The organism is Microbacterium sp. J1-1 (assembly GCF_024498615.1).
Classification (GTDB): domain Bacteria; phylum Actinomycetota; class Actinomycetes; order Actinomycetales; family Microbacteriaceae; genus Microbacterium; species Microbacterium aurugineum.
Genome location: NZ_CP089590.1, coordinates 1,577,383 through 1,603,496, shown reverse-complemented (window position 1 = coordinate 1,603,496; position 26,114 = coordinate 1,577,383). Strand labels below are relative to the sequence as shown.

Below are 26,114 nucleotides of genomic sequence, written 5' to 3'. Positions count from 1 at the left end.
GTTCGGGGTCTCCCCCGATAGGACAGCCAGTCTAGTACGCCTGGCCTGCACGAAATCTACCCCTGCACTCTGTGGTTTGAATGTGAGCACATCATTGATAACCAGACCGGGGCGGACACTATTCCGCGACCAGGTCGAGCAGTGCTTCGAGCGCCGCAGCCACCGTCTGCGCCCGGATCGAATCCCGGTCGCCGCGGAAGCGGAATTCTCTCGCCTGCGCCCCGTTCGGCGTCACGATACCGATGTGCACGGTACCGACGGGCTGCCCGTCCGGCGAATCCGGTCCCGCGATCCCAGTGGTGGACACCCCGACATCCGCAGGCCGATCGTCTACGCTCACCACTCGCCGCACACCCCCGGCCATCTCCAGCGCGACCCGGGGGTGCACCGGACCGCGCATGGCGAGAAGCTCGGCGTCGACGCCGAGCACCGTCGCCTTGACGGAGGTCGCATAGGCCACGACACCGCCGAGGAGAACGGCGGAGGCTCCGGGGATGGAGACGATTTCTGCGCACAGCGCCCCGCCGGTGAGGGACTCCGCCACTCCCAGTGTCCACCCGCGTTCGTCGAGCGCCGACAGAACGGCGGCGGCGCTCGTCTCGCTCATGCCCTCTTCTGCCGCGATCCGCGCACCTGCGCCACGATGTAGTCGATCCCACTCGCCACGGTCAGCAGCAAGACGATGATCATCAGGATGAACGTCACCAGTGTCCATGCTTCGAGACCGATGAGGACGTGCAGGGGAAGCAACGCCCATCCCAGGGCCACGCCCTGGAACGCCGTCTTGATCTTGCCCATCCACGCGGCCGCGACCACATGCTCGCTCGCGACCATCAGACGATGGATGGTGATCCCCCACTCGCGCACGAGAATGATCGCGACGATCCACCAGCTGACCTCGTCGAGGATCGCGAGACCGATGAACCCCGCCCCGGTGAGGAGCTTGTCGGCGATCGGGTCCCAGAGCTTCCCGAAATCGCTGACGATGTCGTATTTGCGAGCCAGGTAGCCGTCGACCCAGTCGGTGGAGATGCCGACGATGAAGATGATCGCAGCGGCCCAGCGCAGTCCGGGCTCAGCCAGGCCGTAGGTTCCTCCGAACAGCAGCAGGACGAAGAACACGACGGCGAGAGGGATCCGCGCGACCGTGATGGCATTGGGCAGTTGCCGGGGGATGGCCATCAGTCACGCCCCGTCAGGCCCCAGGCGTCTTCGTCGCCCTCGGCCTCCACCTCGGGAAGACCCTCGTACTGGGCCGCGATCGGATCATGGGCCGGAGGCATCGGCGGGACCGGCGGGGCGGCAGGTGCCGTCGGCGCGGCGGAGGCGGCAGGAACGTCCTCGCCGCGCAGCTTCGCCATCACCTGCGGCAGCTGCTCAGCCGTGGCCAGCACGTCCCGCGCCTTCGAACCCTCCGAAGGCCCGACGATCTCGCGGGATTCCAGCAGGTCCATCAGGCGACCGGCCTTCGCGAAACCGACACGCAACTTGCGCTGGAGCATCGACGTCGACCCGAACTGCGACGAAACGATGAGCTCGGCCGCGGCGAGCAACAGCTCCAGATCGTCGCCGATGTCCTCGTCGACCTCTTTCTTCTTGGTCGGCTCCATCGCCTCCTGCACGTCGGCACGATAGTCCGGGCGCGCCTGGCGGGTGACGTGCTTGACGACGGCGTCGATCTCCTTCTCGTCGACCCACGCGCCCTGCAGTCGGAACGGCTTGGAAGAACCCATCGGCGAGAACAGCGCGTCACCCTGACCGATGAGTTTGTCGGCTCCCGGGCTGTCGAGGATGACCCGGCTGTCGGTGACGCTGGTGACCGCGAACGCGAGACGCGACGGCACGTTGGCCTTGATCAGACCGGTGACGACGTCGACGCTCGGACGCTGGGTCGCGAGGACGAGGTGGATACCGGAAGCGCGCGCGAGCTGAGTGATGCGGACGATCGAGTCCTCCACGTCGCGCGGGGCGACCATCATGAGGTCTGCGAGCTCATCGACCACGACCAGGAGGTACGGGTACGGCTTGAGGACGCGTTCACTGCCCACCGGCAGCTCGACCTCACCGGCCCTGACGGCACGGTTGAAGTCATCGATGTGACGGAAGCCGAACGACGCGAGGTCGTCGTACCGCATGTCCATCTCCTTCACGACCCACTGCAGCGCTTCGGCCGCCTTCTTCGGGTTCGTGATGATGGGCGTGATCAGATGCGGAACGCCGGCATAACTGGTGAGCTCCACGCGCTTCGGGTCGATCAGGACCATGCGCACGTCGGCGGGACGCGCCCGCATGAGCAGACTGGTGATCATGGAGTTCACGAAGCTGGACTTACCGGAGCCGGTCGAGCCGGCGACCAAGAGGTGGGGCATCTTGGCGAGATTCGCGATCACGATGTTGCCGCCGACGTCCTTGCCGACGCCGATCGTCATCGGGTGCGTGCTCTTCTGCGCGGCGGGCGAGCGCAGAACGTCGCCGAGCGCGACCATCTCCTTGTCGGCGTTCGGGATCTCGATCCCGATCGCGCTCTTGCCCGGGATCGGCGAGAGGATGCGGACGTCGTTCGAGGCGACCGCATAGGCGAAGTTGTTGCTCAGCTGCAGGATCTTCTCGACCTTGACGCCGTGCCCGACCTCGACCTCGTACTGCGTGACCGTCGGGCCGCGCGAGAATCCGGTGACCTTCGCGTCGACCTTGAACTGCGACAGCACGCTCGTGATCTGCTCGATCACCTTGTCGGTCGCCTCGGAGCGCATCACGGGAGGCGGCCCTTCGACCAGCAGACCCGGAGACGGCAGGACGTACGGGGTGACGGGAGCCTGAGGACCACGATCCCCCGGGCCCGCGGTCCCGAATCCGTCCAGGCCGGGGAGCTCGGGGACCTCGCCGGTGTCGGACGCATCATCCAGCAGCGCTGTGTTCTGCTGCTCGGCGAGGGAATCCGCAACGGAGCGCACGTCCGAGAGAACCTCGGTGGCGGCGTCATAAGGATTCTCGACGACGACCGCCTGGTCGTACGCCGGGGTCGGCTCGGACGTCGTCAGCAGCGCGGTGATGTCGTCGGAACCGAGGGTCCCCTCGTCGGGGTCTTCTTCGCGCCCGGACTTGTTCCGCCGCCACCAGGGCAGCACGTCGGGGTTGTCGACCTTGTCGGCGTCGTCGATCGCCGCATCCTTCGCCGGCTTCTCCGGGCGCTCGGCGTCGAACATCCACGCGTAGAGGTCGCCGAGTCGGGAGCCGATGCGGTTGGGAGGGGTCTTGGTGAGGATCAGGATGCTCAGCGCGGCGAGCAGCGACAGGACGATGTAGGCGGGAATGTCGGTGAGGTAGCTGAGCGGCTGACCGAGCATCCAGCCGAAGAGGCCGCCGGATTCGCTCAGGGCGAGCATCCCCTCCCTGGGCTGAGGACCGTCGCCGGCCACGTGGCAGAAGCCGGCTAGCGTCAGGATGAAGAGCCCGAACCCGATACCGATGCGACCGTTGTCATGCACGGACGACGGGTGGCGGAACAGCCATCCGGCCAGCAGAAGCAGAAGCACGGGCATCACGAAGGCGACGCGTCCGATCAGCCCGCCGACGGAGTACGCGCTGATGTTCGCGGCGACCTCGTTGCCGATGAAGAACCACTCGTTGACCGCTCCGAGGACGGCGAGCACGACCAGGAAGAACGGGAATCCGTCGCGGCGATCGTCTTTCTCGAGCGTCTCCGGCCCGAACGCGCGGAAGAGTCCGCCGACACCGTGTGCCAATCCGACCCAGGCACGGACGACGATCGGAGGCTTCTCGGCCTCGTCGATGTACTTCTTCGGAGCGGGCTGGGCCTTGGGAGCCGTCTGCCGCTTGGGGCGCGACGGTGCGCTGGTCGACGCGCGCTCTGTCTTCGTGGAACTCCTGGCCATGCTCTCACGTTACGTCCAACAGCCGACATCCCCGCGTAATGACGCGGCTTTCCGCGGATCCGAGAGGGCATCGACTAGGTGGTGGCACGGACCATCGTGTCGCGCGCCGAGCCCTGCCCGACCACGACGAAGCCCTCCGCGCGATAGAGGTTGCGTGCGAAGTTGTCCCGTTCCACGCTCAAGCTGATCCGCGAGTGACCTTGGGACCCCGCGAGTTCCACGACACCGCGCAACAAGGTGCGCCCGACACCGCGTGCCCGCCACAGCGGATGCACCCCGATGATCAGCTCCGGGACGGCGACACCCACGAAACCGAATCCGGGCGCGTTCTGCGGAAGCACGCGATACCAGGCTGCGCCCACGGGCACGTCGTCCTCACCGGTGGCCACCAGTCCGTCGTCGGCCGACCTCTTCCACCCTGCGAGATAGCGCCGGTGCTCAGCCGACGTCAAGACCTCGTGCCGCGGACGCACTCCCCCGGCACGCCAGTTGGCGGCCTCGACGAGCATGTCGCCGAGGAACATCGCATCCGTCTGCGCCGCCCTGCGGAGGGAGAAACCCCTGTACATGACGTGAGCCTAGGGCGCCGGTGTTACATCGGGATGACGGTCAGCCGTGAGTGGGGAGACGACTCCCCTCCACTCACGCTTCGATGACGAGCGGCACGATCATCGGACGACGACGCAGCCGCTGGTTGACCCAACGACCGATCGTGCGTCGCACGACCTGCGACAACGCGTGGGTGTCACGGACGCCGTTGCCCGACGCTTCCTTGAGCGCCGCGACGATCTTCGGCGTGACGTCGTCGAACACCGAGTCATCCTCGGCGACACCGCGCGCGTGGATCTCCGGACCGGAGATGATGCGCCCCGTGCCGGCGTCCACGACGACGATGACGGAGATGAAGCCCTCCTCGCCGAGGATCCGACGATCCTTGAGGTCGGCATCGGTGATCTCGCCGACGGTGGAGCCGTCGACGTACACGAATCCGAGGTCGAGCTGACCGGCGACCTTCGCGACGCCGTCCTTCAGGTCGATCACGGTGCCGTTCGAGGCGATGATCGTGTTCTCCTCTGCGATGCCGGTGTCCTGCGCGAGCTTGGCGTTCGCGATCAGGTGCCGGTACTCCCCGTGCACGGGGAGGACGTTCTTCGGCTTGAGGATGTTGTAGCAATAGATCAGTTCGCCGGCGGCGGCGTGTCCGGAGACATGCACCTTCGCATTCGCCTTGTGGACGACGTTCGCACCGAGCTTGGTGAGTCCGTCGATCACACGGTAGACGGCGTTCTCGTTGCCCGGAATGAGGCTGGAGGCGAGGATGACGGTGTCGCCCTCGCTGATCTCGATCGCGTGGTCCAGATTCGCCATGCGGCTCAGCACCGCCATGGGCTCACCCTGGGAGCCCGTGGACATGTAGACGATCTGCTCGTCGGGCAGGTCGCGCGCCTTCTTGAAGTCGATGAGCACCCCGTCCGGCACCTTCAGATAGCCGAGCTGCTCGGCGATCGTCATGTTGCGAACCATGCTGCGGCCGAGGAAAGCGACACGGCGGCCGTTGGCGTACGCCGCGTCGATCACCTGCTGCACGCGATGGACGTGGCTGGAGAAGCTCGCGACGATGACGCGACGAGGTGCCTTCGCGATCACCTGGTCGAGCACGGGGCCGATCGAGCGCTCCGTCGGCGTGAACCCGGGGACATCGGCGTTGGTCGAGTCGACGAGGAACAGGTCGACACCCTCTTCGCCGAGGCGCGCGAAAGCCCGGAGGTCGGTGATGCGACCGTCCAGCGGCAGCTGATCCATCTTGAAGTCACCGGTGGCGAGCACCATTCCCGCCGGGGTGCGGATCGCCACGGCCAGCGCGTCGGGAATCGAGTGATTCACGGCGACGAACTCGAGGTCGAACGGGCCGACCCGCTCCTGCTGACCTTCCTTCACCGTGAGCGTGAAGGCCTTGATGCGGTGCTCCTTGAGCTTCGCCTCGACCAGTGCAAGGGTGAGGCCCGAACCGATCAGGGGGATGTCGCTCTTGAGCCGAAGCAGATAGGGAACGGCGCCGATGTGGTCTTCGTGGCCGTGCGTGAGCACCACGCCCACGATGTCGTCCAGGCGGTCACGGATGGGCTCGAAGTCCGGAAGGATCAGGTCGACGCCAGGCTGGTGCTCCTCGGGGAAGAGCACACCGCAATCGACGATCAGGATCTTGCCGTCGTACTCGAACATGGTCATGTTGCGACCGATCTCGCCGAGTCCGCCGATCGGGATGACCCGAAGCGTTCCTTCGTCGAGAGCGGTCGGTTCTACCAGGGGAATGGACATGCTGTCTCCTCAGTCGGACACTCCGCGCGTCCGTTCGTTCGTGGCGACGCGACTCAGCGCGTCGTGCCGTGCACCTTCGGCAGGGCACCACCCGCAGCCGCATTGCGGTCGGGTCGGAAGTTCGAGAAGTCCGCACCGGGAACGTTCTGCACGAGGTCGAGCTCATCCTCGATGAGCGCGGCCTCCCATTCCTCGGGGCCGACCAGGGGAAGGCGGACGCGCGGGCTCGAGATGCGACCGAGTCCGTGCAGGATGTACTTCGCCGCGACCGTTCCCGGCACGTGGGTCATCACGGCACGCACGAGCGGCTCCAGGCGCTTGTGCTCCGCGGTCGCCGTGGCGAGGTCACCCGCGTTCACCGCATCGATGATCGTGCGGTACGGGGCCGCCGCGACGTTGGCCGTCACGCCGATGAGGCCCGTGGCACCGATCGCGAGGTGCGGCAGCACGTTCGCGTCGTCGCCGGAGAAGTACATCAGGTCGGTCTGGTTGAGCACGCGGCTCACCTCGGAGAAGTCGCCCTTGGCGTCCTTCACAGCGAGGATGTTCGGGTGCTTCGCGAGACGCAGAATCGTCTCGTACTTGATCGGCACACCCGTGCGCCCCGGAATGTCGTAGAGGATCACCGGCAGATCGGTCGCGTCGGCGACCAGCCGGAAGTGCGTGAGGATTCCGGCCTGCGTCGGCTTGTTGTAGTAGGGCGTGACGATCATGATGCCGTCGGCGCCGGCCTTCTCGCTGGCCTTGTAGAGCTCGATCGCGTGGGCCGTCTCGTTGGAACCACCGCCGGTGATGATCTTCGCGCGCCCGCCCGAAACGGACTTGCCGACCTCGACGAGCTTGAGCTTCTCCGGGTCTGTCAGGGTCGAGGTCTCGCCGGTCGTTCCCGTCACGACGATGCCGTCCGCGCCTGCGGTGATCACGTCATCGATGTGCTTCTCGACAGCGGGCCAATCGACTTCACCGTCGGCCGTCATCGGAGTGACGAGCGCGACGAGAACCTGTCCGAAAGGGTTGCCCGAGTGCGTCATAAGCCCAGCGTATAGGTTCGACCGGTGGTCCCGCGGACGCGGTGATGCAGATGCACCTCTCCTCGGGGCGCACGGGTCCGAGCGCGTCCCCCGGGCCTGCGCACGTCTCTCGTCGACTCCTGTCGGCCTCAGACGCGACCGCGCCGAGCGACGCCGGACGTGAACGAGCGGGGCAGGACACGCGTCAGCGCCACGATCGCCTTGTACCGAAGTGACGGAACGGATACTGCTCTGCCGCGCGCCGCATCACGCAGACCGGTACGGACGACATCGCGCGCATTCAGCCACATGATCGCGGGCACACCCTCCTCCCCCACGGCCAGACCCATCCGCTCATGGAAGGACGTGTGCGTGAATCCGGGGCAGAGCGCGGTTACACTCACTCCGTCTCGTGCGTACTCCGCATTCGCCCAGCCGCTGAAGCCGATCAGCCAGGACTTGCATGCCGAATAGGTCGACCGGGAGATGAACCCGGCGACGGAGGCGACGTTGATGATGCGACCACCGCGCCCGCGCATCGTCTGCAGCGCCGCGTGCATCAGTCGCATCGACGCCTCGACGTGCACGCGGAGGTGTCGCACCTCGTCGTCGATGTCGTTGTCCGCGAACTGCAGCGGCAGACCGAACCCGGCGTTGTTGATCAGGAGGTCGACCGGGTCGGAGGTGTCGCGCAATCGGGCGGCGACGCGCTCGACCTCGCTCTCCACCGCGAGGTCGGCGACGAGGATCTCGACCGCGACACCGTACTCCGTGCGCAGCTCCGTGCCCAGCGCCTCCAGCGTCTCGGGTGTCCGCGCCACCAGGATGAGGTCAGCTCGACGCCGTGCCAGCTGGCGCGCGAACTCGGCTCCCAGCCCCGCGCTGGCTCCGGTGATCAATGCGGTGGGCATCAGCGCTCGTACCCGAGGAAGCGGTAGCGGATGCCGGTGCGCGATGTCTGCCACTCGCCCTCGTCGACGAGTCGCCAGCCGGTCGTGGCGGGCGCATAGGCGTCTCCGGCGACGTCGATGTCGAGCTCGGTGACCTCGAGGCGATCGGCGTCGCCGATGACCTGACGGAAGATCTCGGCGCCTCCGATGATCCACGCCTTGTCCAGCCCGCGGACTGCTTCGGCGACGGTCGCCGCCCGTCGCGCGCCCTCGTGGCGCCAGTCCTGTTGGCGCGTGATCACGATGTTGTCGCGCCCGGAGAGCGGGCGGAATCGCTCCGGAAGGGAGTCCCACGTCTTCCGGCCCATCACCACCGGTGCCCCGAGCGTGACGTCCTTGAAGTGAGCGAGATCCTCCGGAACGTGCCAGGGCATCCCGCCCTCCGCTCCGATCACGCCGCCGCGCGCCTCAGCCCAGATCAGCCCGACCCACGTCATACGGCCACCGCCGCCCGGATCGGCGCGTGATGCTGGTAGTCCTCGACGATGAAGTCCTCGTACCGGTAGTCGAAGATCGACTCCGGCTTCCTCGCCAGTCGCAGGGTCGGGTACGCGTAGGGCTCGCGGCTGAGCTGCTCGCGCACCTGCTCCACGTGATTGTCGTAGACGTGGCAGTCACCGCCGGTCCACACGAAGTCCCCGGGCTCCAGGCCGACCTGCTGCGCGATCATCAGGGTGAGCAGCGCATACGAGGCGATGTTGAACGGCACACCGAGGAACATGTCGGCGCTGCGCTGATACAGCTGACAGGAGAGCTTTCCATCCGCGACGTAGAACTGGAAGAGCGCATGACACGGCGCGAGGGCCATGTCGGGGATGTCTGCAGGATTCCACGCCGAGACGATCAGACGACGGGAATCGGGCGAGCGCCGGATCTGCTCGATGACCTCGGAGAGCTGGTCGATGCTGCCGCCGTCGGGAGTCGGCCAGGAGCGCCACTGCACCCCGTACACCGGGCCGAGATCGCCCGACTCATCCGCCCACTCGTCCCAGATCGTCACGCCGTTGTCGCGCAGCCATCCGACGTTGGAATCCCCTCGGAGGAACCAGAGCAGCTCGTACGCGATCGACTTGAAGTGCACGCGCTTCGTCGTGATGAGTGGGAAGCCCTTCGCGAGGTCGAAGCGGATCTGCCGCCCGAAGACGCTCGTCGTGCCGGTACCCGTCCGATCCGACTTGTGCGTGCCGGTCTCCACGACATCGCGGAGCAGATCTTCATAGGGGGTCGGAACGGCGGCGCTCATGACAGCCACGATACCTTCCCGCTCCCGTCACGGGGCGGATCCTGCACCGCGGAAAGCCCGTTCGTCATCATCGGAAACATCGACTCCCGATCCCATGAGGGCGGCGTACTCTCGACGCATGTCGCCCGCGCTCGCCCTCGTGATCGTCCTCGGTCTCCTCGTGCTCGCCACGGCGGTCGGGGTCGTGGTTCGTCGGCGCGACGGGCGGCGGCGCGACGGGGGCAGGCTCCGGTTCGATGCCACGGACATCCCCTCGGCAGCACTCGGCTCCCGCGCGACACTGGTGCAGTTCAGCACCGAGACCTGTGCCCGTTGCCCGCAGGTGCGACGGTTGCTGCACTCCTACGCGTCGGGCGACGACGGGCTCGCGCACATCGAGGTCGATCTGACGCACCGCCCCGACCTTTCGGCACGGTACAAGGTGCTGCAGACGCCGACGACCTTCGTCATCGACGGCTCGGGCACCGTCCACGCACGATTCCACGGTGTCCCCCACCGTCATGCACTCACCGAAGCGGTCGCGGCCGTCTGAGGCGCGAAGACTGGAGCACACATGACCACGCCCGCACGCATAGACCCCCGCGGTCCGCGATTCGCGGCCACGATCACCGCGGCACTGCTGCTCGTGGCCACGTTTCTGGCGTTGACGGGGATATCCACCGCCCAGGCGGGCGCGGCGACGTTCGGCTGGTACGCCTATCAGCCGTCGACCGGCGCGACCTTCATCCCCGGCGGATGGGCCGTGTCCGGAACGCCCCTCGTTCACCGTGCCCTGGACCCGGGATTCCTGCTCACGGTGATCATCGCCCTGCTGTTCCTGTGGGCCCTGGTCTCGCCGAGGACGGCCCCCTGGAGTGTCCTGTTCCGCACGGTCGTGCGTCCTCGGCTCGCGCCGCCTGCGGAGCTTGAAGATCCGCGACCGCCTCGGTTCTCTCAGGGGGTCGGCCTCTTCGTGGTCGGTGTCGGTCTCGTTCTGCACCTCATCGGGGTCCCCTGGGCGTTGCCGATCGCCACCGCTGCCGCCTTCGTCGCCGCCTTCCTCAACGCGGCGTTCGGCTTCTGCCTCGGATGCCAGATGTACCTGCTGCTCCAGCGGGTCGGCGTGATCGGCCGGACAGCCCCCGCAGCGTGATTCCGGTTCCCTCCGAACCGAACCGTCGATAGGCTGGCCGCGACGTGACCCCTCATCCCTCGGGGCACGAGAACCGGAGGAACCATGCCCGTCACCAGCGAAGCCGCCAGCACCTGGACAGGATCGCTCATGGAGGGGTCGGGCACCGTGGCGTTCTCTTCGTCGAAGCTCGGCACCTTCCCGATCAACTGGAAGGCCCGCAGCGAAGGCAGCGACACCACGACCACGCCGGAAGAGCTCATCGCTGCCGCTCACGCCTCGTGCTTCAGCATGGCGCTCTCCCACGCCCTGGCCGAGAACGGCACGCCTCCCGAGCGAGTCGACGCGAGCGCGTCCGTCACCTTCAAGCCCGGTGTCGGCATCACCGGCAGCCACCTCAACGTCAACGCGACCGTCCCGAACCTCACTCCGGAGGCATTCCAGGAGATCGCGAACGGAGCGAAGACCGGGTGCCCGGTGTCTCAGGCGCTCGCGGGCATCGAGATCACGCTCGAGGCGACGCTCGCCTGATCGTCGAACCCGACGTCAGGGCCGACGGAAGAGGCGGATCGCCTCGCGGATGCTGGCTCTGGCGTCTTTCCGGCGTCCGGCGGCGTCTTGCACGACGCCCAGGCGGTACCGTGCACGCCAGTCATCGTGCGCCGCGTCCGCTTCCGCTGCGTACCGTGCGATGAGGGGGTCTGCGTCGGCGCGCGCGATACGCCCGCTCGGTGTCAGCTCGGTCTCCACCGGAGGCATCCCTCCCTCCGCGTCGAGCAGTCGCCCCAGGCGGTCCGCGCCGAAGCCGAACATCATCTCCCGGACGAGCGCCCAGGCACCGATCGGAGCCAGCACGAGGAGCGTGATGCCCATGCCGATCGAAATCGGAGTGCCGACCGAGATGAACATCACGGCGAGCCAGACCGCGACCGCAAGGTAGACGAGCAGCGCCGCCGCCATCAGCGCGACGCCGATCCGCGACATCACGAGCGGATGCCGATGTCGATCATGTGCTCGAGGCCGACGACCACACCGGCGGCGCTTCGCGCGAAGGGGACCGCGATGCGGATCCCCGGTGCGTAGGCGAGCGCCGAGTCCGTGGTGTCATGGGTGAACGTCAGCGATTCCCCCGGTCCGGACAGGATGACCTCCTGCTTGGCGACGACACCGGGGCGACGCAGCGAGTGGATCGGGACACTGCCGACCTGCTGCCCCCGAGCGCGCTGATCCGCGTGCGGAGCGCTGACCGGCCCCTGCTCGGCGCGCGCGGCCGCGATCAGCTCTGCGGTACGCACGGCCGTGCCGCTGGGCGAATCTATCTTGGTCTCGCGATGCGCCTCGATGATCTCCGCGGAGCCGAAGAACGGGGCCGCCGCCGCCGCGAGGGCTGACCCGAGCACCGATCCGAGCGAGAAGTTGGGGATGAAGACCGCGCCGGTCCCGGCCGCCTCGACGAGGGGGCGCACCAGCGCGATCCGCTCGGCCGACCAGCCCGAGGTCGCGACGAGCACATTGATCCCCCGCTCGACGGCGGCGCGGACGACATCGACGCTCACCTGCGGCGTCGATGCATCGATGACGAGGCCGGCGCCGTCCAGCTCGGAGAGTTCACTCGACGAGGTCAGCACACGGCTCACCTCGAACCCCTCGAGCTCGTCGACCACCGCATGGATGATCTGTCCGAGCTTCCCGGTGCCGCCGACGAGTGCTACCTGCGTGGTCATGCGTCCAGTCTATTTCGCGGACATCGCCCGCCTCGCGGGGCGCGCGGGACCGCATCGCACCCGATTCGGGGAGCGCTGGACCTCACACGAGCAGTGCGTCGGGAATTCCGGTGCGCAGCTCCACCGGCAGGTGACCGGTGTCGTTGTGCGTGAGCAGCGTCCACGGCCGTCCCTGCTTTTGCGCGATCACCGTCAGGCCGCAGTGCGACTGGTTCAAGGTCATCCAGCGCCACTCCGGCGCGGCGAGCACCTCGCGGACGAACCACGAGATCACGAAGTTGTGGGTGATGAGCACCTCGTGGACATCGCCGGTCTTGCGAACGAGGAACTCGTTGACGGCATCCGACATCTGTGCCCGCCCCGCCTCGATCTCCGCCTCGGTCACCGACCCGAAGAACGGTTCGAACGCAGACGGAGTGTCCTCGGTCATCCCGGTCGGCACGCAGTCGAAGAGCAGTGCCGTCGGCGCGGGGTCGACCGAGGGCAGTCGCGCGGCGATCGCCCGCGCCGTCTCGTTGGCCCGCAAGAGCGGGGAATGCCACACAGCATCGAGCGGAAGGCCGGACAACCGGTCGGCGATCAGCTCCGCCTGACGCTGCCCCCGCGGGGAGAGGGGTCCGTCGGCGAGACCATGTTCTGCGTCCTGATGTTCACCGTGTCTAACCAGATATATGTAGTGCGTCACAACTCGCTCGCTTCATTGCCAGCATCCGCCGGGCGTTCATTCCACCCTATGTCAACGGCGGACGATACTCAGTTGCCGGCCCGCGTGAGCTCGGCGAGGTGGCTCCGTGACAGCGAGACGCCGGCACCCTGCATGAGCTCATCGACATGATCCGTCGCGAAAGCGTTCACGATCGGCGCGGCGACGGTGCGCTGCGCGAGAAGCCAGGCGATCGACACCGCCGCCACGGGAACGCCGAGCTCTTCGGCGACCTGATCGAGCGCGCGCAACACCTTGATGCCTCGTCGATTCAGGTGCCCACGCAACTGCTCGCCGCGCACGCCGCGCGAGGTGAGCGCCTTGTTGCGGTGCCGACCGGACAAGAACCCGTGCTCGAGCGCATGGGACGGCGTGACCGCCAGGTTCTGCGCGCCGGCCACGAGGCGCAGATCGCCTTCGAACGGCAGACGCCGGACCAGGTTGTATGGTGCGTCGATGACCTGCACCCGCGGGTAGCCGGCAGAGGCGAGGATTCGCGCCTCGACCAGCCGCTCCGGCGCGAGCCCGTAGGCGCCGAGCGCGCCGACCTTGCCCGCGTCCGACAGCCATTCGACGGTCGCCAGGGTGTCTTCGAGGTTGGTCGTCGCGTCGAGCGTGGCGTCGAGGTACAGCACGTCGATCCGCTCGACACCGAGTCTGGTGAGCGAGCCCTCGACCGCGCGCACGAGGTTCACGGAGCCGAGCCCGGGGTTGTCGGCATGAGCGCCGACGCGCACACTCAGGACGGCACGCTCGCTCTGTCCGCGCGAACGCAGCCACTGGCCGATGATGTGCTCGCTCCGGCCACCGGAGAATCCGTCCGCGGTGTGGATCGCGTTGCCACCGAACTCGACGTAGCGATCGAGGATGCCGTGGCTGGTCTCGAGGTCGACGTTCCAGCCGAACTCTGCCGCGCCGAGCATCAGCGGGAAGGTCTCGAAGCCGGTCTCGCCGAGTGGCACCCGGATGGATTCCCCTATCCCCGGACCGACGATGGGAATGGGCGCGGAGGGATGCTCGGCTGCGGCCGCGTGGTCGCGTTCCGCTGACGCTCCTGCGCCTACGCCGAACAACCGCATACTCTCTCACCCCCGCGTCGATCGGTGCGTCCCGACCTGCGTACCTGCTGGATCTGCACCCCCCGGTGCGTACTTCCGAGGGTAGGCGAATTCACACAACGTCCTGACCAATCCGGGGAACGTCGGGGAAACGCCCGATAACGATTTGGTCACACCGGACACGACGGAACCCGGGCCCGTCCAGCGCGGACGGACCCGGGTTCCTGTTCGAGCTCTGGGCCTACTCCGCGGCAGCGGCCTCGGCAGGAGCTGCCTCAGCGGCCGGAGCGTCGTCGAGCACGGGCTCGAGCGAGAGCTTGCCGCGGTCATCGATCTTCGTGATTTTCACGAGGATCTTCTGACCGACCGACAGGACGTCATCGACGTTCTCGACCCGCTTGCCACCGGCGAGCTTGCGCACCTCGGTGACGTGCAGGAGGCCGTCCTTGCCCGGCAGCAGCGAGATGAACGCACCGAACGTGGCGATCTTCACGACGGTGCCGAGGAACTGCTCTCCGACCTCCGGGTTCGTGGGGTTCGCGATCGCGTTGACCTGAGCACGGGCAGCCTCGGCCGAGGGGCCGTCGGTCGCGCCGATGTAGACGGTACCGTCCTCCTCGATGGAGATCTGCGCGCCCGTCTCGTCCTGGATCGCGTTGATCGTCTTGCCCTTCGGGCCGATCAGCTCACCGATCTTGTCGACCGGGATCTGCACGCTGATGACGCGCGGAGCCGTGGGCGCCATCTCGTCCGGAGCATCGATCGCCGCGTTCAGGACGTTAAGGATCGTCAGACGAGCCTCGCGGGCCTGGGTGAGCGCACCGGCGAGCACCGACGACGGGATGCCGTCGAGCTTCGTGTCGAGCTGGATCGCCGTGACGAACTCGCTGGTACCGGCGACCTTGAAGTCCATGTCGCCGAGAGCGTCTTCGGCGCCGAGGATGTCGGTCAGTGCCGCGTAGCGGGTCTCGCCGTCGACCTCATCGGAGACGAGACCCATCGCGATACCGGCGACGGGGGCGCGCAGCGGCACACCCGCGTTCAGCAGCGACAGGGTCGACGCGCACACGGAGCCCATCGAGGTGGAGCCGTTGGAGCTCAGCGCCTCGGACACCTGACGGATCGCGTACGGGAACTCCTCGCGGCTCGGCAGCACCGGCACGAGGGCGCGCTCGGCGAGGAAGCCGTGCCCGATCTCGCGACGCTTCGGCGAACCGACACGGCCGGTCTCACCGGTCGAGTAGGGCGGGAAGTTGTAGTGGTGCATGTACCGCTTGCTCGTCGTGGGCGACAGCGAGTCGATCTGCTGCTCCATCTTGAGCATGTTCAGCGTGGTGACACCCATGATCTGGGTCTCGCCGCGCTGGAAGATCGCGGAGCCGTGCACGCGCGGAATGACCTGCACCTCGGCGTCGAGCGGACGGATGTCCGCCAGGCCACGGCCGTCGATGCGAGCGCCCTCGGTGAGGATGCGTCCACGGACGATCTTCTTCGTGACGGACTTGTACGCGGCGGAGAACTCCAGCGGAGCCGCGGCCGGCAGCGAGCCCGCCTCGGTGGCCTCGATGAGCTCGGCCTTGACGCGGTCCTTGATCGCGTCGTCAGCGGTCTGACGCTCGACCTTGTCGGCGATCTGGTAGACGTCGCTGAGCTCGGAGAAAACGCGCTCGGAGACGAAGCTGTAGACCTCGTCGCTGTACGCGGGGAAGACCGGGTACACGCCCGGCTCCTTCGACGCGGTGGCGGCGAGCTCGGCCTGAGCCTTGACGAGCTGGGCGATGAAGGGCTTCGAGGCCTCGAGGCCCTGCGCGACGATCTCCTCGTTCGGCTTCGTGGCGCCGGCCTTGATCAGGTTCCAGCTGTCCTCGGTGGCCTCGGCCTCGACCATCATGATGGCGACGTCTTCCGTGCCATCGGCCTTGGTGACCACGCGGCCGGCGACGATCAGGTCGAACACGGCCTCCGAGACCTGCTCGGCCGTCGGGAACGCGACCCACTGGTCCGCGTGCTGGCCGTTGCCGGGGATGAACGCGAGGCGCACACCGGCGACGGGGCCCGAGAAAGGCAGACCCGAGATCTGGGTCGACGCCGATGCCGCGTTGATCGCGAGAGCGTCGTAGAACTCGCCCGGTGCGATCGACAGGACGGTGATGACGATCTGGACCTCGTTGCGCAGGCCGTCGACGAACGACGGACGCAGCGGACGGTCGATCAGACGGCAGACGAGGATCGCCTCGGTGGAGGGACGACCCTCACGACGGAAGAACGAGCCGGGGATCTTGCCTGCGGCGTAGGAGCGCTCCTCGACGTCGACCGTCAACGGGAAGAAGTCGAAGCCCTCGCGCGGGTGCTTGCCTGCGCTGGTGGCCGAGAGGAGCATGGTCTCGCCGTCGAGGTACGCGGCGACTGCGCCCTGAGCCTGCTGCGCGAGGCGGCCGGTCTCGAAGCGGATGGTGCGGGTGCCGAAGCGGCCGTTGTCGAGAACGGCCTCGGTGGCGGTGATTTCAGGACCTTCCAAGAGGTCTCTCCTTCTTTGTTTAGACTCGCGAGTCCATGTGACGCGCGAGCGTGTTCAAAGGAGCGGAACGGAAGGGTTCGGGCGCGCGGGCACTCCCGCGAATCTCGCCTGCGCTGGCCACCAGTAGAAAGCCACCCGACACGTGCCGAGGAACCCACCACAGGGGACCAGCTTCTCCGCCGATCGCTCCATGAGTCAGTGTGAAGTTGTGCAGTTGACACACGTCAACCTCATCCACCCTACCAGCGCACACCTCGAATCTTGGTGTCGCTCCGAGCTTCGCGGATCCGACACGTGACGGTCAGATGCTGTTCATCCGCAGGATCCCGCGGCGCGACGAGGATCCGCTCTGCTGAGATCATGCGCATGTCAGTGATCGGCTGCGGGTACCTCGGTGCCGTGCATGCCGCGGCGATGGCCTCCCTCGGACACGATGTCACGGGTATCGACGTCGACGAGGAGAAGATCGCCGCCCTCATCGCGGGGAAGGCACCGTTCTTCGAGCCTCGACTCCCGGAGATGCTCGAAGAAGGCCTCGCTTCCGGACACCTGCGATTCAGCAGCCGGATGGCGGATGCCGCGGGCGCGGACGTCCACTTCCTCGCGGTCGGAACGCCTCAGATTCCCGGAGGTCACGCCGCGGATCTCCGCTACGTGGATGCGGCGATCGACGCGCTGCTCCCCCACTTGCGCCGCGGGGACGTCGTCGCGGGCAAGTCGACCGTGCCCGTCGGGACCGCCGGGCGACTGGCACCGCTCATCGCCGCGTCGGGAGCGACCCTGGTCTGGAACCCCGAATTCCTCCGCGAAGGGTGGGCGGTGCACGACACCCTGACCCCGGATCGTCTCGTGGTCGGTGCGGAACAGGATGGGGACGGCACGCGCGCCGTCGCCACCCTGCGCGAGGCGTACGCGGCGGCCGTCGACGCCGGAACACCCTTCCTGGTCACCGACCTCGCCACGGCCGAGCTGGTCAAGGGGGCGTCGAACGCCTTCCTCGCCACCAAGATCTCCTTCATCAACGCGATGGCGGAGATCGCCGAAGCCTCCGAGGCGGACATCACGCTGCTCGCCGATGCCCTCGGGCTGGACAGCCGTATCGGACGACGGTACCTCGGCGCAGGTATCGGCTTCGGTGGCGGGTGCCTGCCGAAGGACATCCGCGCCTTCGCCGCACGCGCAGATGAGCTCGGTCGCGGCGAAGCGGTCGGCTTCCTGCGCGAAGTGGACATGATCAACCTGCGACGCCGCGACCGGGCCGTGCGCCTGGTGGTCGATGCGCTCGGCGGACTCGTGTTCGGGCGCCGGATCGCGGTTCTCGGAGCGGCGTTCAAACCGTTCAGCGATGACATCCGTGATTCTCCGGCTCTGGATGTCGCCGTTCGCCTGCGAGGTCTCGGAGCAGACGTCGTCGTGACCGACCCTGCGGCGATCGACAACGCCATCGCCGCGCACCCGCAACTGGGATATGCCCGCGAGCGCGACGACGCGCTGCGCGACGCCGATGCCGTGGTGATCGTGACCGAATGGGACGAGTACCGGCGTGAGCTCTCGCCCGAGCACGCGGGCGGACTGGTCCGCGGGCGGATCGTCATCGATGGACGCAACTGTCTCGACGCGGCGGCGTGGCGCGCCGCCGGCTGGCAATATCACGGCATGGGTCGACGCTGACCCCCCATCCTGAGGGGACTCAGCCGACGAACGCGGATCGGGGAGCCGACGATCCTCCGAGGCGGACGTAGTCATCGTGCTTCGCCGTCCGCCCGTCGCCCGCAACGCGACCGTGCAGACGACGCCAGACCCAGGGCAATGCGTGGCGTCGCCACCACGCCCCCACGCCGAGGGGCTCGTGCTCGTGCAGTGCGGCATCGAGCGCTCCGAGAGCGTCGGCGTCCGGTACCCCGAGGAGCTCACCCGCCCGATACGCGAGGAAGCGATGCCCCCGGCTGCTCAGATGAACCAGGTCTTCGCCCCAGTTCGGGTGTTCGGCCAGCTGAGGGTGCAGATCCGTGTCGATCAGCATGGCCCCGGTGCGCGCAGCGATCCCGGTCAGAGCCGTCGCGTAGGCGGAGAACCTGCGGGTGTAGATCCACGCCGCACGGCGACCGGGGAGGAACGGCGTCACGAGGAGCACGTCGGCACCGATCGCCCGCAGCCGCCGCACCGCGACCTCGAGCTCTGCGGCGAGCGCGGAGACATCGACACGGCGCTTCACGAGGTCGTTGGCTCCGATCAAGATCGACACGAGGTCCGGGCGAAGCTCGAGTGCCCTGGTCAGCTGGACGCCGGCGACGTCGTGCACTCGCTGGGAGCGGACGGCGAGGTTCGCGTAGTTCAGGTCGCCCCGGGCGGCGAGCAGCAGGGCGAGGCGATCGGCCCAGCCGCGGAGGGTCCCGTCGGGGGCCGGATCGCACAGTCCCTCCGTGAGTGAGTCGCCGAGCGCGACATAGCGGTGCCACTTCCGAACGGTGACCGGTGCGGGCGGCTCCGGTCGCACGCGCCTGCGCGCGCGGGCGCGGGAATCCGCGTGGTGCAGCGCCTGCGCCTCGTCGAAGTACTCGAGGAGCCGGTCACACACGCCGGTCCAGCTGCGGCTCTGCACGGCGTCGCGTCCGGCTTCCCCGAACGCCCGGCGTTTGCGGGTGTCGCCGGCGAGATCGGCCACGCGCGCACGGAGGTCGTCGAGGTCCCCCGGGCGGTACAGCCACCCGTCGATGCCCATGCGCACCAGGTCCAGGGGTCCGCCACGCCCGGTCGCGATGACGGGGACACCGCTGGCATGAGCCTCTTGGAGTGTCTGCCCGAAGGTCTCGCTCTCCCCCGGGTGCACGAACAGGTCGAACGACGCGATCGCTGCGGCGAGCGCGTCACCGTCGAGGTGTCCGAGGAAAAGGGCATCCGGGAGCACGGTCTCGAGCTGCGCTCTGCTGGGCCCGTCCCCGACGATCACGAGCCGGGAGCCCGGGATGTCGCGGAGGACGACGAGGTCCTCGACCTGTTTCTCGGGGGCGAGCCGACCGACGTAGCCGATCACGACGTCGGCGCCCCAGGTCGCACGGAGCGCGGGGTCGCGTCGCGTGGGTTGGAAGCGCTCGGCATCGACCCCTCTCCCCCAGCGGCGGACACGGTCCACACCGAGTGCGGCGAGCTGCTGCGCCGCATCGTCGGAGGGCGCGAGGGTCATCGTCGCCCGCCGGTGCAGTCGTGCGATGTGCGTCTGAGCGATCCCCGTGGTCGCCGCCATCCGGTACCTCTCGGTGTAGGCGGCGACGTCCGTCTGATACGCGGCGACGCTCGCGACGTCGAGCCGCTCGGCGGCGAGCACGCCCCGCCAGCCGAGAGCGAACGGGGAGGCGAGATGGACGACGTTGGGCGCGAAGCGTCGCAGGGAGGAAGCGATGCGTTGCGCACCCGACGTTCCCACCCTGACGTCGGGGTAGCCAGGCAGTCCGAGACTCGGGATCGCCTCGATCGGGGCTCCGTCGACCTGTTCGGGGACGCCGACGGCGGCCGGAGCCACGACATGTGCCTGGTGACCTCTCTGCTCGAGGTGGCGCAGGATCTGGAGGACGGAGCCGGTGACGCCGTTCATGTGCGGAAGGAAGGATTCTGTGACGATCGCTACTCTCACATCCCCAGAATGACGGCACTCGACGGCCGCATCGTCGGAAGGCGGCACTCGGCACCGGATGTTCACCGGATGCTGGTCGACGGGTCACCGGCTATCCGATCTCCGGTTCCCGAGTCGGTCGATCCGGCGACCGACTCGGGCCCGCTGCTCGCCGGGTGCGCGATCGAGAGAGGGTGACCCGTTGCACCGGGTGCTCTAGGCTCAGGTCATGAGCACCGAAGAAGGCGCCTCCTCGTCTGAGGAGATGAAGCGCAAGTTCAAGGAAGCGCTCGAGAAGAAGAACGCGCACCAGCGGCAGGGCGAGGCACACCTCGACGGCGATTCCGCCGTCCACGGCGCGCACGCCCCGCAGACCCGGCGCGAGTTCCGACGCAAGAGCGGTTGACCGCGCGGATGCGGGAGTCCGTTCCTCGGACTCCCGCATCCCTCTCTCTCGGTCAGGCGCCTCCGGCCCGCATCCGCGCCCGCTCCTCCTTCGCCGCCATCTCCGTGAGAGCCGCCTCGCGCAGGTCCTGGACATCGGCCCCTTGCGACCCGCCCGATGTCGCGTGCGCGTCCACTCCATCGAGCAGCGACTCGTCGAACGGCAGCTCGCCGCCGAGGACCCGGCGCACGCGCGCCCGGTCGATCTGCTTCGTCCAGGTGCCGATCAGGAGCGTAGCCACGGCGTTGCCGGTGAAGTTCGTGAGGGCGCGACCCTCGCACATGAACCGGTCGATGCCCACGATCACCCCGACGCCGTCGACGAGATCGGGACGATAGGCCTGCAGACCACCGGCGAGCGTCGCGAGCCCTGCGCCGGTGACCCCGGCTGCGCCCTTGCTCGCGATGATCATGAACACCAGCAGTCCGATCTGCTCGCCGATCGACATCGGCTGCCCCATTCCGGTGGCGATGAACAGCGATGCCATGGTCAGGTAGATCGCCGTGCCGTCGAGATTGAACGAGTATCCCGTCGGAACCGTGATGCCGACCACCGGCTTGGAGACGCCGACGAACTCCATCTTCGCGATCAGTCGCGGGAGCGCGGACTCCGAGGAAGAGGTACCGACGATCAGGAGGTACTCCCGTCCCAGGTACTTCATGAGCGAGAAGATGTTCACCCGGGCCACCGTCCAGAGCAGCGCTCCCAAGACCACGACGATGAACAGGATGCACGTGATGTAGAACGCACCCATCAGGATGCCCAGGCTCCAGATCGCTGCGATCCCGGTCTTGCCCACCACCGCCGCGATCGCACCGAACGCCCCGATCGGCGCCAGCCACAGGATCATCCCGAGAATGCGGAACACGAGCTTCTGGAGTTGCTTGACCGCCTCCATGATGGGCGCCCCGCGCTCACCGAGCCCCTGCAGCGCGAAGCCGACGAGGAGCGCGATGAACAGCACCTGCAGCACACTCTCACCGGTGAAGGCCGAGAAGAACGTGGTCGGGATGATGCCCAGGATGAACTCCTGCGTCGTCTTCGCCTCCGTGTCGGCCGCGTCATAGGTCGCGGAGGCCATGTCCAGTCCGGCGCCGGGGTGGATGACGTTGCCCACGAGCAGTCCGATCGCGAGTGCGAACGTCGACATCACCATGAAGTAGAGCAGTGCCAGCCCGCCGATCTTGCCCACGGTCGCGGCCTTGGCGATGGAGCCGACCCCGACGACGATCGTGCAGAAGATGATCGGCGCGATCATCATCTTGATCAGCGCGACGAAGCCCTTGCCGAGAGTTTCGAACCCCTGGCCGATCTCCGGCCAGACCAGACCCACCACGGCACCGAGCACCACGGCGATCAGGACGGACACGTAGAGCCACGTATGCCTGTCCCACGCGTGCTTCCCCCGTCGCCAGTTGAACTTCGGGAGTGCGAATCCTGTCGTGAGCGCCATGCGTCCTCCTTGATCGTCGACGTCGTCGTCCGGTGGCGGCTGCGGTGCCGCCGATCGGGTCTCAGAGTCGCCGACTTCGCGGCGCAGCACGATTTGTGGTCGTATTGGTCTCGGCACGGACCATCGACGATCGGAGGCACGCGATGACGCGCACCTCCCCCGGGCGCAGCACCGCCTCTCGCGTGTTCTTCGTGTTGCTCGGCGCGACCGTCGTGATCGGCGTGCTGGTGGCCGGTTTCCTCGTCGTGGAGACCCAACGGGCGCTCCGGACCGAGGCGGAGCGGGTCACGGCTGCCACCGCGGAGGCTCTGGCGGTCTCGCCGGTGGTCGTGGCCGGGCTCGCCGGCACGGACGCCCAGGCAGCCACCGAGGTGCTCGAGCCCTACACGCTGGACGTGATCGCGCGCGCGGACCTCGACTTCATCACGATCATGACGCCCGACGGCATCCGGATCACGCACCCCGATCCGGCCCAGATCGGCAAACGGTACCTCGGAACGATCCCCACCGCCGCCCGCAGCCTCACAGAGGTCTTCACCGGCACGCTCGGACCGTCCGTGCGGACGATCGTGCCCGTGACCGCCGCAGACGGAGAGGCGGTCGGGTGGGTCTCGGCCGGCGTCACGACCGAGACCATCAGCGACACCCTGATCCGCCGACTACCCCTCACCCTCGGCATCACCGCCGGGCTGATCGCACTCGGCGCGGCCGGGGCCGTGATCGCGCGGCGGGCGACGCGGCGCATCACGGGAGACCTTCCGCCGGGGCAGTTGCGCGATGCGGTCTCTTCGTACGAGTCGATCCGTACGCTCGGCGATGCCCTCCGCGCCCAGACCCATGAACACGGGAACCGGATGCATGCCGCCGTCGCCTTGCTCGAGCTGGGTCGCAGCGCCGAAGCCATCGAGATCCTGACCGAGACGTCTCGCCAGAGTCAATCTCTCGTCGATCAGGTCACGGCGCGGCGTCACGGTGACCCGGCCGTCGGTGCGCTGCTCCTCGGGAAAGCATCGCAGGCCAAAGAGCGTGGCATCGACTGGCGCGTGCACATCGAGCCGGAGACTCCGCGTACCCCGCTCTCGCCGGTCGACGCCGTCTCCGTGCTCGGCAACCTCGTGGACAACGCGATGGATGCGGCCGCAGAGTCCGAGGATCGCTGGGTGCGGGTGTCCCTGCGCTCCGGGGAGGAAGGTGAGGTGGTGCTCGAGGTCTCCGACAGCGGCCCGGGTATCCCGCGAGCCCAGCAGGACCGGATCTTCGAACAGGGCTACTCGACCAAGCCCGCGGACGCCCAGGGACGCGGCGTCGGCTTGGCACTCGTGCGGTCCGTGGTCACTGGAGCAGGCGGCACGGTCTCGATCAGTGACGGACCGACGACGTTCCGCGTCGTCCTGCCCGCAGCGACCGGGCCGCGGAGGTCACGCCCATGATCCGCACGCTGCTCGTCGACGACGATGCCCTCACGCTCGAACTCCACCGCGACTACCTGGCCCGCCTCGACGGGTTCATCGTCGCCGGTGAGTGCAGCAGCGCCCGCGCAGCCTTGAACGCGGTTCTCGATCGGCCCGGCGCCGCTGCCTTCGACCTCGTCCTGCTCGACATCACCATGCCGGACGGGTCGGGGATCGATGTGCTGCGGACGCTGCGTGCTCGGGCGGAAGCCACCGACGTCATCGCGATCACCGGGGTGCGCGACGCAGAGACCGTCCGTCAGATGGCGGCCCTCGGCGTCTACCACTACCTGATCAAGCCGTTCCCGTTCGCCGTTTTCCAGGAGCGGATGGACGGCTACCGCGCCCATCGGGAGCAGGCCACGACGACCGCAGGCGAAGCGACCCAGGCGGAGATCGACGCCCTCCTCGGCCGTGCCACGGGCACGGTCTCCGTGCCGAAGGGCCTGTCCGTCGCGTCGCTCGAGAAGATCAGCGCCGTGTTGCGGACCTCCGGCCCGCTGTCGGCACGGGAGGCCGCCGAACGGCTCGGGATGTCCCGGGTCGCCGCGCGTCGGTACCTCGAGCACCTCGTGGCGGAGGGCGTGCTCACGCGGGCGGCGCGCTACGGGACGCGCGGACGCCCGGAGACCGAGTACGACTGGAAGCGGCGGACCGGACCCGCCTGACCGTCACCCGTCAGGGTCGAGTCGCGCTCCGGCTCACTCGCCTGCCAGCCCGCCCAGCATGTGCCCGAACGAGCGCCCCTCGCCCAGGTACGTGGCGGGGTCGTACGGGTCTTCGACCGTCGTCTCCTCCCGACGGATGATCGCCTCTGCGAGCTCTCTGGCTCCCCGCTCCACACGCTTGCCGAGCGGAGCCACATCGTCGCCGGAACCACCCCAGTCGCTCGACGCGGCGAACACCCCGGTCGAGACGGCATCGGCGTGGAGGTAGGCGAAGAGCGGCCGGATGGCGTAATCGATCGCCAGAGAGTGTCGCGCGGTGCCGGCGTTCGCACCGATCAGCACGGGCTTGCCCCGGAGGGAGTCCGGGTCGAGCACATCGATGAACGACTTGAAGAGCCCCGAGTAGCTCGTCGAGAAGATCGGGGTCACCGCGATGAGAGCGTCGGCCGAGACCACGGTGTTGATCGCGGTCTCGAGCGCAGGCGGTGCGAAGCCGGTGAGCATGTTGTTGGTGATGTCGTGTGCGTAGTCACGAAGCTCGATGACGTCGACACTCGCCTGGATGTCCTGCTCGGCGAGCGCGTTGACGGTCTCGGTCGCGAGCCGGTCGGCGAGCATCCGCGTGGAGGACGGGTTCGACAGGCCGGCGGAGACGACGGCGATACGACGCATGGTCATCTCACGCCTCCGTCCGGCCGAGCCCGAATGCCGCGCCGGCGGGGGCAGGAGAGTCCTGATACGGCGAGTCGCCGGTCAGGTTGTCGCCGCGGTTGGCGCCGGGACGGGCCTGACGGGTCGGCCCGTCCCCGAACTCGGCCTTGACGCGTGCCGCGTGGGTCGGCGCGTCGGGCACCGCAGCAGGACGGTCGTTCGCGAGTTCCTTGCGGAGCACGGGCACGACCTCGGAGCCGAGGATGTCGAGCTGCTCCAGCACTGTCTTCAGCGGCAGGCCCGCGTGATCGATCAGGAACAGCTGTCGCTGGTAGTCGCCGTAGTGCTCCCGCATGGCGGCGTAGCGGTCGATGACCTGCTGCGGGGAGCCGACGGTCAACGGAGTCATCTCGGTGAAGTCCTCCATGCTCGGCCCGTGGCCGTAGACCGGCGCGTTGTCGAAGTACGGACGGAACCGGTTGACCGCGTCCTGCGAGTTCGCAGCCATGAACACCTGTCCGCCCAGACCCACGATGGCCTGCTCCCTGGTCCCGTGGCCGTAGTGCTCGAAGCGCTGCCGGTACAGCTCGATCAGGCGCTGGTAGTGCTCCTTCGGCCAGAAGATGTTGTTCGCGAAGAAGCCATCACCGTAGTAGGCGGCCTGCTCCGCGATCTCCGGGGTGCGGATGGACCCGTGCCAGACGAACGGCGGGATGCCGTCGAGCGGACGAGGCGTCGAGGTGAAGCCCTGCAGCGGAGTGCGGAACTTCCCCTCCCAGTCGACCACGTCCTCACGCCACAGCTTGTGCAGCAGCGCGTAGTTCTCGATCGCGAGCGGGAGTCCCTGCCGGATGTCCTGCCCGAACCAGGGATACACCGGTCCGGTGTTGCCGCGGCCGAGCATGAGGTCCATGCGGCCGTCGGACACGTGCTGGAGCATCGCGTACTCCTCGGCGATGCGCACGGGGTCGTTCGTGGTGATGAGCGTCGTCGACGTGGAGACGATGAGGCGCTCGGTCTGCGCGGCCAGTGCCGCCAGGAAGGTCGTGGGGCTGGAGGACCAGAACGGCGGGTTGTGGTGCTCGCCGATGGCGAAGACGTCGAGTCCGACCTCTTCCGCGTGGACGGCGATGGCCGTCGTCGCCTTGATGCGCTCCTGCTCGCTGGGGGTGATGCCCGTGAGGGGGTCGCGGGTGATGTCGCTGACCGACATGATGCCGAACTGCATCGCCTGCGCGCCTGACTGCTCGCTCATGATTGCTCCGTGCTCTCCGAACCGGATGACTCGCATCCCGTTCTATTCA

25 protein-coding genes are annotated in these 26,114 nt (G+C 67.9%); 7 read left to right on the top strand and 18 right to left on the bottom strand.

Annotated features, from left to right (window positions below; translation table 11 throughout):
* Positions 1-118: 118 nt before the first annotated feature.
* From LRQ07_RS07560 to LRQ07_RS07520, 9 genes are all read right to left on the bottom strand, one after another.
* Complete coding sequence (locus LRQ07_RS07560; RefSeq protein WP_256536304.1) at positions 119-607, bottom strand: CinA family protein; 489 nt, start codon at positions 605-607, stop codon at positions 119-121.
* Positions 604-1,182, bottom strand: coding sequence for a CDP-diacylglycerol--glycerol-3-phosphate 3-phosphatidyltransferase (gene pgsA, locus LRQ07_RS07555; protein ID WP_232762002.1), 579 nt, complete (start codon positions 1,180-1,182; stop codon positions 604-606). Before pgsA ends, LRQ07_RS07560 begins: the two co-directional genes overlap by 4 nt.
* Entirely contained in the window at positions 1,182-3,896 is a 2,715-nt protein-coding gene (locus tag LRQ07_RS07550) for a DNA translocase FtsK (RefSeq protein ID WP_256536303.1), read from the bottom strand. The genes pgsA and LRQ07_RS07550 overlap by 1 nt, the downstream gene beginning before the upstream one ends.
* Before the next feature lie 74 nt (positions 3,897-3,970).
* Positions 3,971-4,465, bottom strand: coding sequence for a GNAT family N-acetyltransferase (locus LRQ07_RS07545; protein ID WP_131490870.1), 495 nt, complete (start codon positions 4,463-4,465; stop codon positions 3,971-3,973).
* Between the two features lie 73 nt (positions 4,466-4,538).
* Positions 4,539-6,215 carry a ribonuclease J gene (locus tag LRQ07_RS07540; RefSeq protein ID WP_047519292.1) on the bottom strand — a complete coding sequence of 559 codons (1,677 nt, stop codon included), beginning with the start codon at positions 6,213-6,215 and terminating at the stop codon, positions 4,539-4,541.
* A gap of 53 nt (positions 6,216-6,268) precedes the next feature.
* Positions 6,269-7,246 (bottom strand): 4-hydroxy-tetrahydrodipicolinate synthase, encoded by a 978-nt coding sequence (gene dapA, locus LRQ07_RS07535; protein WP_047519295.1) that lies wholly within the window; start codon positions 7,244-7,246, stop codon positions 6,269-6,271.
* Positions 7,247-7,374: 128 nt separating this feature from the next.
* Positions 7,375-8,136 carry an SDR family NAD(P)-dependent oxidoreductase gene (locus LRQ07_RS07530; protein ID WP_047519297.1) on the bottom strand — a complete coding sequence of 254 codons (762 nt, stop codon included), beginning with the start codon at positions 8,134-8,136 and terminating at the stop codon, positions 7,375-7,377.
* Positions 8,136-8,612 carry a dihydrofolate reductase gene (locus tag LRQ07_RS07525; RefSeq protein WP_232762006.1) on the bottom strand — a complete coding sequence of 159 codons (477 nt, stop codon included), beginning with the start codon at positions 8,610-8,612 and terminating at the stop codon, positions 8,136-8,138. Before LRQ07_RS07525 ends, LRQ07_RS07530 begins: the two co-directional genes overlap by 1 nt.
* Positions 8,609-9,418, bottom strand: a complete 810-nt coding sequence (locus LRQ07_RS07520; RefSeq protein WP_131490865.1) for a thymidylate synthase — start codon at positions 9,416-9,418, stop codon at positions 8,609-8,611. The genes LRQ07_RS07525 and LRQ07_RS07520 overlap by 4 nt, the downstream gene beginning before the upstream one ends.
* 118 nt (positions 9,419-9,536) lie before the next feature.
* On the opposite strand from LRQ07_RS07520, the gene LRQ07_RS07515 reads away from it, so the two are divergent.
* The 3 genes from LRQ07_RS07515 to LRQ07_RS07505 all read left to right on the top strand — a co-directional run bounded on the left by LRQ07_RS07515 (position 9,537) and on the right by LRQ07_RS07505 (position 11,060).
* The gene (locus LRQ07_RS07515; RefSeq protein ID WP_256536302.1) at positions 9,537-9,950 is read left to right on the top strand and encodes a thioredoxin family protein; all 414 of its coding nucleotides are present in this window, start codon (positions 9,537-9,539) and stop codon (positions 9,948-9,950) included.
* Between the two features lie 21 nt (positions 9,951-9,971).
* Complete coding sequence (locus LRQ07_RS07510) at positions 9,972-10,550, top strand: DUF4395 domain-containing protein (protein ID WP_256536301.1); 579 nt, start codon at positions 9,972-9,974, stop codon at positions 10,548-10,550.
* An 84-nt stretch (positions 10,551-10,634) separates the two neighbouring features.
* Entirely contained in the window at positions 10,635-11,060 is a 426-nt protein-coding gene (locus LRQ07_RS07505) for an OsmC family peroxiredoxin (RefSeq protein WP_047519305.1), read from the top strand.
* 15 nt (positions 11,061-11,075) lie between these two features.
* Here LRQ07_RS07505 and LRQ07_RS07500 read toward each other — a convergent pair whose 3' ends face one another.
* The 5 genes from LRQ07_RS07500 to LRQ07_RS07480 all read right to left on the bottom strand — a co-directional run bounded on the left by LRQ07_RS07500 (position 11,076) and on the right by LRQ07_RS07480 (position 16,532).
* Positions 11,076-11,513, bottom strand: coding sequence for a hypothetical protein (locus LRQ07_RS07500; protein ID WP_131490863.1), 438 nt, complete (start codon positions 11,511-11,513; stop codon positions 11,076-11,078).
* Positions 11,513-12,253, bottom strand: coding sequence for a 4-hydroxy-tetrahydrodipicolinate reductase (dapB, locus tag LRQ07_RS07495; RefSeq protein ID WP_232762009.1), 741 nt, complete (start codon positions 12,251-12,253; stop codon positions 11,513-11,515). The genes LRQ07_RS07500 and dapB overlap by 1 nt, the downstream gene beginning before the upstream one ends.
* A gap of 82 nt (positions 12,254-12,335) precedes the next feature.
* Positions 12,336-12,938, bottom strand: coding sequence for a histidine phosphatase family protein (locus tag LRQ07_RS07490; protein ID WP_047519311.1), 603 nt, complete (start codon positions 12,936-12,938; stop codon positions 12,336-12,338).
* 68 nt (positions 12,939-13,006) lie between these two features.
* Positions 13,007-14,035 (bottom strand): aldo/keto reductase, encoded by a 1,029-nt coding sequence (locus LRQ07_RS07485; protein WP_047519313.1) that lies wholly within the window; start codon positions 14,033-14,035, stop codon positions 13,007-13,009.
* Between the two features lie 220 nt (positions 14,036-14,255).
* Positions 14,256-16,532, bottom strand: a complete 2,277-nt coding sequence (locus tag LRQ07_RS07480; protein ID WP_153243946.1) for a polyribonucleotide nucleotidyltransferase — start codon at positions 16,530-16,532, stop codon at positions 14,256-14,258.
* 360 nt (positions 16,533-16,892) lie between these two features.
* Here LRQ07_RS07480 and LRQ07_RS07475 point away from each other — a divergent pair, with 360 nt between their 5' ends.
* The gene (locus LRQ07_RS07475) at positions 16,893-18,203 is read left to right on the top strand and encodes a UDP-glucose dehydrogenase family protein (protein WP_131490860.1); all 1,311 of its coding nucleotides are present in this window, start codon (positions 16,893-16,895) and stop codon (positions 18,201-18,203) included.
* A gap of 19 nt (positions 18,204-18,222) precedes the next feature.
* On the opposite strand, the gene LRQ07_RS07470 is transcribed toward LRQ07_RS07475, so the two are convergent.
* Positions 18,223-20,124 carry a GDSL-type esterase/lipase family protein gene (locus LRQ07_RS07470; RefSeq protein ID WP_256536300.1) on the bottom strand — a complete coding sequence of 634 codons (1,902 nt, stop codon included), beginning with the start codon at positions 20,122-20,124 and terminating at the stop codon, positions 18,223-18,225.
* Positions 20,125-20,371: 247 nt separating this feature from the next.
* Here LRQ07_RS07470 and LRQ07_RS07465 point away from each other — a divergent pair, with 247 nt between their 5' ends.
* Entirely contained in the window at positions 20,372-20,548 is a 177-nt protein-coding gene (locus LRQ07_RS07465; RefSeq protein WP_197491736.1) for a DUF5302 domain-containing protein, read from the top strand.
* A 52-nt stretch (positions 20,549-20,600) separates the two neighbouring features.
* On the opposite strand, the gene LRQ07_RS07460 is transcribed toward LRQ07_RS07465, so the two are convergent.
* Positions 20,601-22,040, bottom strand: a complete 1,440-nt coding sequence (locus tag LRQ07_RS07460; protein ID WP_256536299.1) for a cation:dicarboxylate symporter family transporter — start codon at positions 22,038-22,040, stop codon at positions 20,601-20,603.
* Between the two features lie 143 nt (positions 22,041-22,183).
* On the opposite strand from LRQ07_RS07460, the gene LRQ07_RS07455 reads away from it, so the two are divergent.
* Positions 22,184-23,470, top strand: a complete 1,287-nt coding sequence (locus tag LRQ07_RS07455; protein ID WP_256536298.1) for an ATP-binding protein — start codon at positions 22,184-22,186, stop codon at positions 23,468-23,470.
* The gene (locus LRQ07_RS07450; protein WP_232762014.1) at positions 23,467-24,159 is read left to right on the top strand and encodes a response regulator; all 693 of its coding nucleotides are present in this window, start codon (positions 23,467-23,469) and stop codon (positions 24,157-24,159) included. Before LRQ07_RS07455 ends, LRQ07_RS07450 begins: the two co-directional genes overlap by 4 nt.
* Positions 24,160-24,192: 33 nt before the next feature.
* On the opposite strand, the gene LRQ07_RS07445 is transcribed toward LRQ07_RS07450, so the two are convergent.
* Entirely contained in the window at positions 24,193-24,837 is a 645-nt protein-coding gene (locus LRQ07_RS07445) for an FMN reductase (protein WP_256536297.1), read from the bottom strand.
* Between the two features lies 1 nt (position 24,838).
* Positions 24,839-26,065 carry an LLM class flavin-dependent oxidoreductase gene (locus tag LRQ07_RS07440; RefSeq protein ID WP_047519329.1) on the bottom strand — a complete coding sequence of 409 codons (1,227 nt, stop codon included), beginning with the start codon at positions 26,063-26,065 and terminating at the stop codon, positions 24,839-24,841.
* Positions 26,066-26,114 lie beyond the last annotated feature (49 nt).

Excerpts from the sequence above, each read along its gene's own strand:
- dapA (WP_047519295.1), bottom strand. The coding sequence starts at position 7,246 with ATGACGCACTCGGGCAACCCTTTCGGACAGGTTCTCGTCGCGCTCGTC.
- LRQ07_RS07460 (WP_256536299.1), bottom strand. The coding sequence starts at position 22,040 with ATGGCGCTCACGACAGGATTCGCACTCCCGAAGTTCAACTGGCGACGG.
- LRQ07_RS07540 (WP_047519292.1), bottom strand. The coding sequence starts at position 6,215 with ATGTCCATTCCCCTGGTAGAACCGACCGCTCTCGACGAAGGAACGCTT.
- LRQ07_RS07560 (WP_256536304.1), bottom strand. The coding sequence starts at position 607 with ATGAGCGAGACGAGCGCCGCCGCCGTTCTGTCGGCGCTCGACGAACGC.
- LRQ07_RS07545 (WP_131490870.1), bottom strand. The coding sequence starts at position 4,465 with ATGTACAGGGGTTTCTCCCTCCGCAGGGCGGCGCAGACGGATGCGATG.
- dapB (WP_232762009.1), bottom strand. The coding sequence starts at position 12,253 with ATGACCACGCAGGTAGCACTCGTCGGCGGCACCGGGAAGCTCGGACAG.
- LRQ07_RS07510 (WP_256536301.1), top strand. The coding sequence starts at position 9,972 with ATGACCACGCCCGCACGCATAGACCCCCGCGGTCCGCGATTCGCGGCC.
- LRQ07_RS07445 (WP_256536297.1), bottom strand. The coding sequence starts at position 24,837 with ATGACCATGCGTCGTATCGCCGTCGTCTCCGCCGGCCTGTCGAACCCG.
- LRQ07_RS07450 (WP_232762014.1), top strand. The coding sequence starts at position 23,467 with ATGATCCGCACGCTGCTCGTCGACGACGATGCCCTCACGCTCGAACTC.
- LRQ07_RS07475 (WP_131490860.1), top strand. The coding sequence starts at position 16,893 with ATGCGCATGTCAGTGATCGGCTGCGGGTACCTCGGTGCCGTGCATGCC.
- LRQ07_RS07515 (WP_256536302.1), top strand. The coding sequence starts at position 9,537 with ATGTCGCCCGCGCTCGCCCTCGTGATCGTCCTCGGTCTCCTCGTGCTC.
- LRQ07_RS07505 (WP_047519305.1), top strand. The coding sequence starts at position 10,635 with ATGCCCGTCACCAGCGAAGCCGCCAGCACCTGGACAGGATCGCTCATG.
- LRQ07_RS07440 (WP_047519329.1), bottom strand. The coding sequence starts at position 26,065 with ATGAGCGAGCAGTCAGGCGCGCAGGCGATGCAGTTCGGCATCATGTCG.
- LRQ07_RS07550 (WP_256536303.1), bottom strand. The coding sequence starts at position 3,896 with ATGGCCAGGAGTTCCACGAAGACAGAGCGCGCGTCGACCAGCGCACCG.
- LRQ07_RS07500 (WP_131490863.1), bottom strand. The coding sequence starts at position 11,513 with ATGTCGCGGATCGGCGTCGCGCTGATGGCGGCGGCGCTGCTCGTCTAC.
- LRQ07_RS07525 (WP_232762006.1), bottom strand. The coding sequence starts at position 8,612 with ATGACGTGGGTCGGGCTGATCTGGGCTGAGGCGCGCGGCGGCGTGATC.
- LRQ07_RS07485 (WP_047519313.1), bottom strand. The coding sequence starts at position 14,035 with ATGCGGTTGTTCGGCGTAGGCGCAGGAGCGTCAGCGGAACGCGACCAC.
- LRQ07_RS07470 (WP_256536300.1), bottom strand. The coding sequence starts at position 20,124 with ATGAACGGCGTCACCGGCTCCGTCCTCCAGATCCTGCGCCACCTCGAG.
- LRQ07_RS07520 (WP_131490865.1), bottom strand. The coding sequence starts at position 9,418 with ATGAGCGCCGCCGTTCCGACCCCCTATGAAGATCTGCTCCGCGATGTC.
- LRQ07_RS07465 (WP_197491736.1), top strand. The coding sequence starts at position 20,372 with ATGAGCACCGAAGAAGGCGCCTCCTCGTCTGAGGAGATGAAGCGCAAG.
- LRQ07_RS07455 (WP_256536298.1), top strand. The coding sequence starts at position 22,184 with ATGACGCGCACCTCCCCCGGGCGCAGCACCGCCTCTCGCGTGTTCTTC.
- pgsA (WP_232762002.1), bottom strand. The coding sequence starts at position 1,182 with ATGGCCATCCCCCGGCAACTGCCCAATGCCATCACGGTCGCGCGGATC.
- LRQ07_RS07530 (WP_047519297.1), bottom strand. The coding sequence starts at position 8,136 with ATGCCCACCGCATTGATCACCGGAGCCAGCGCGGGGCTGGGAGCCGAG.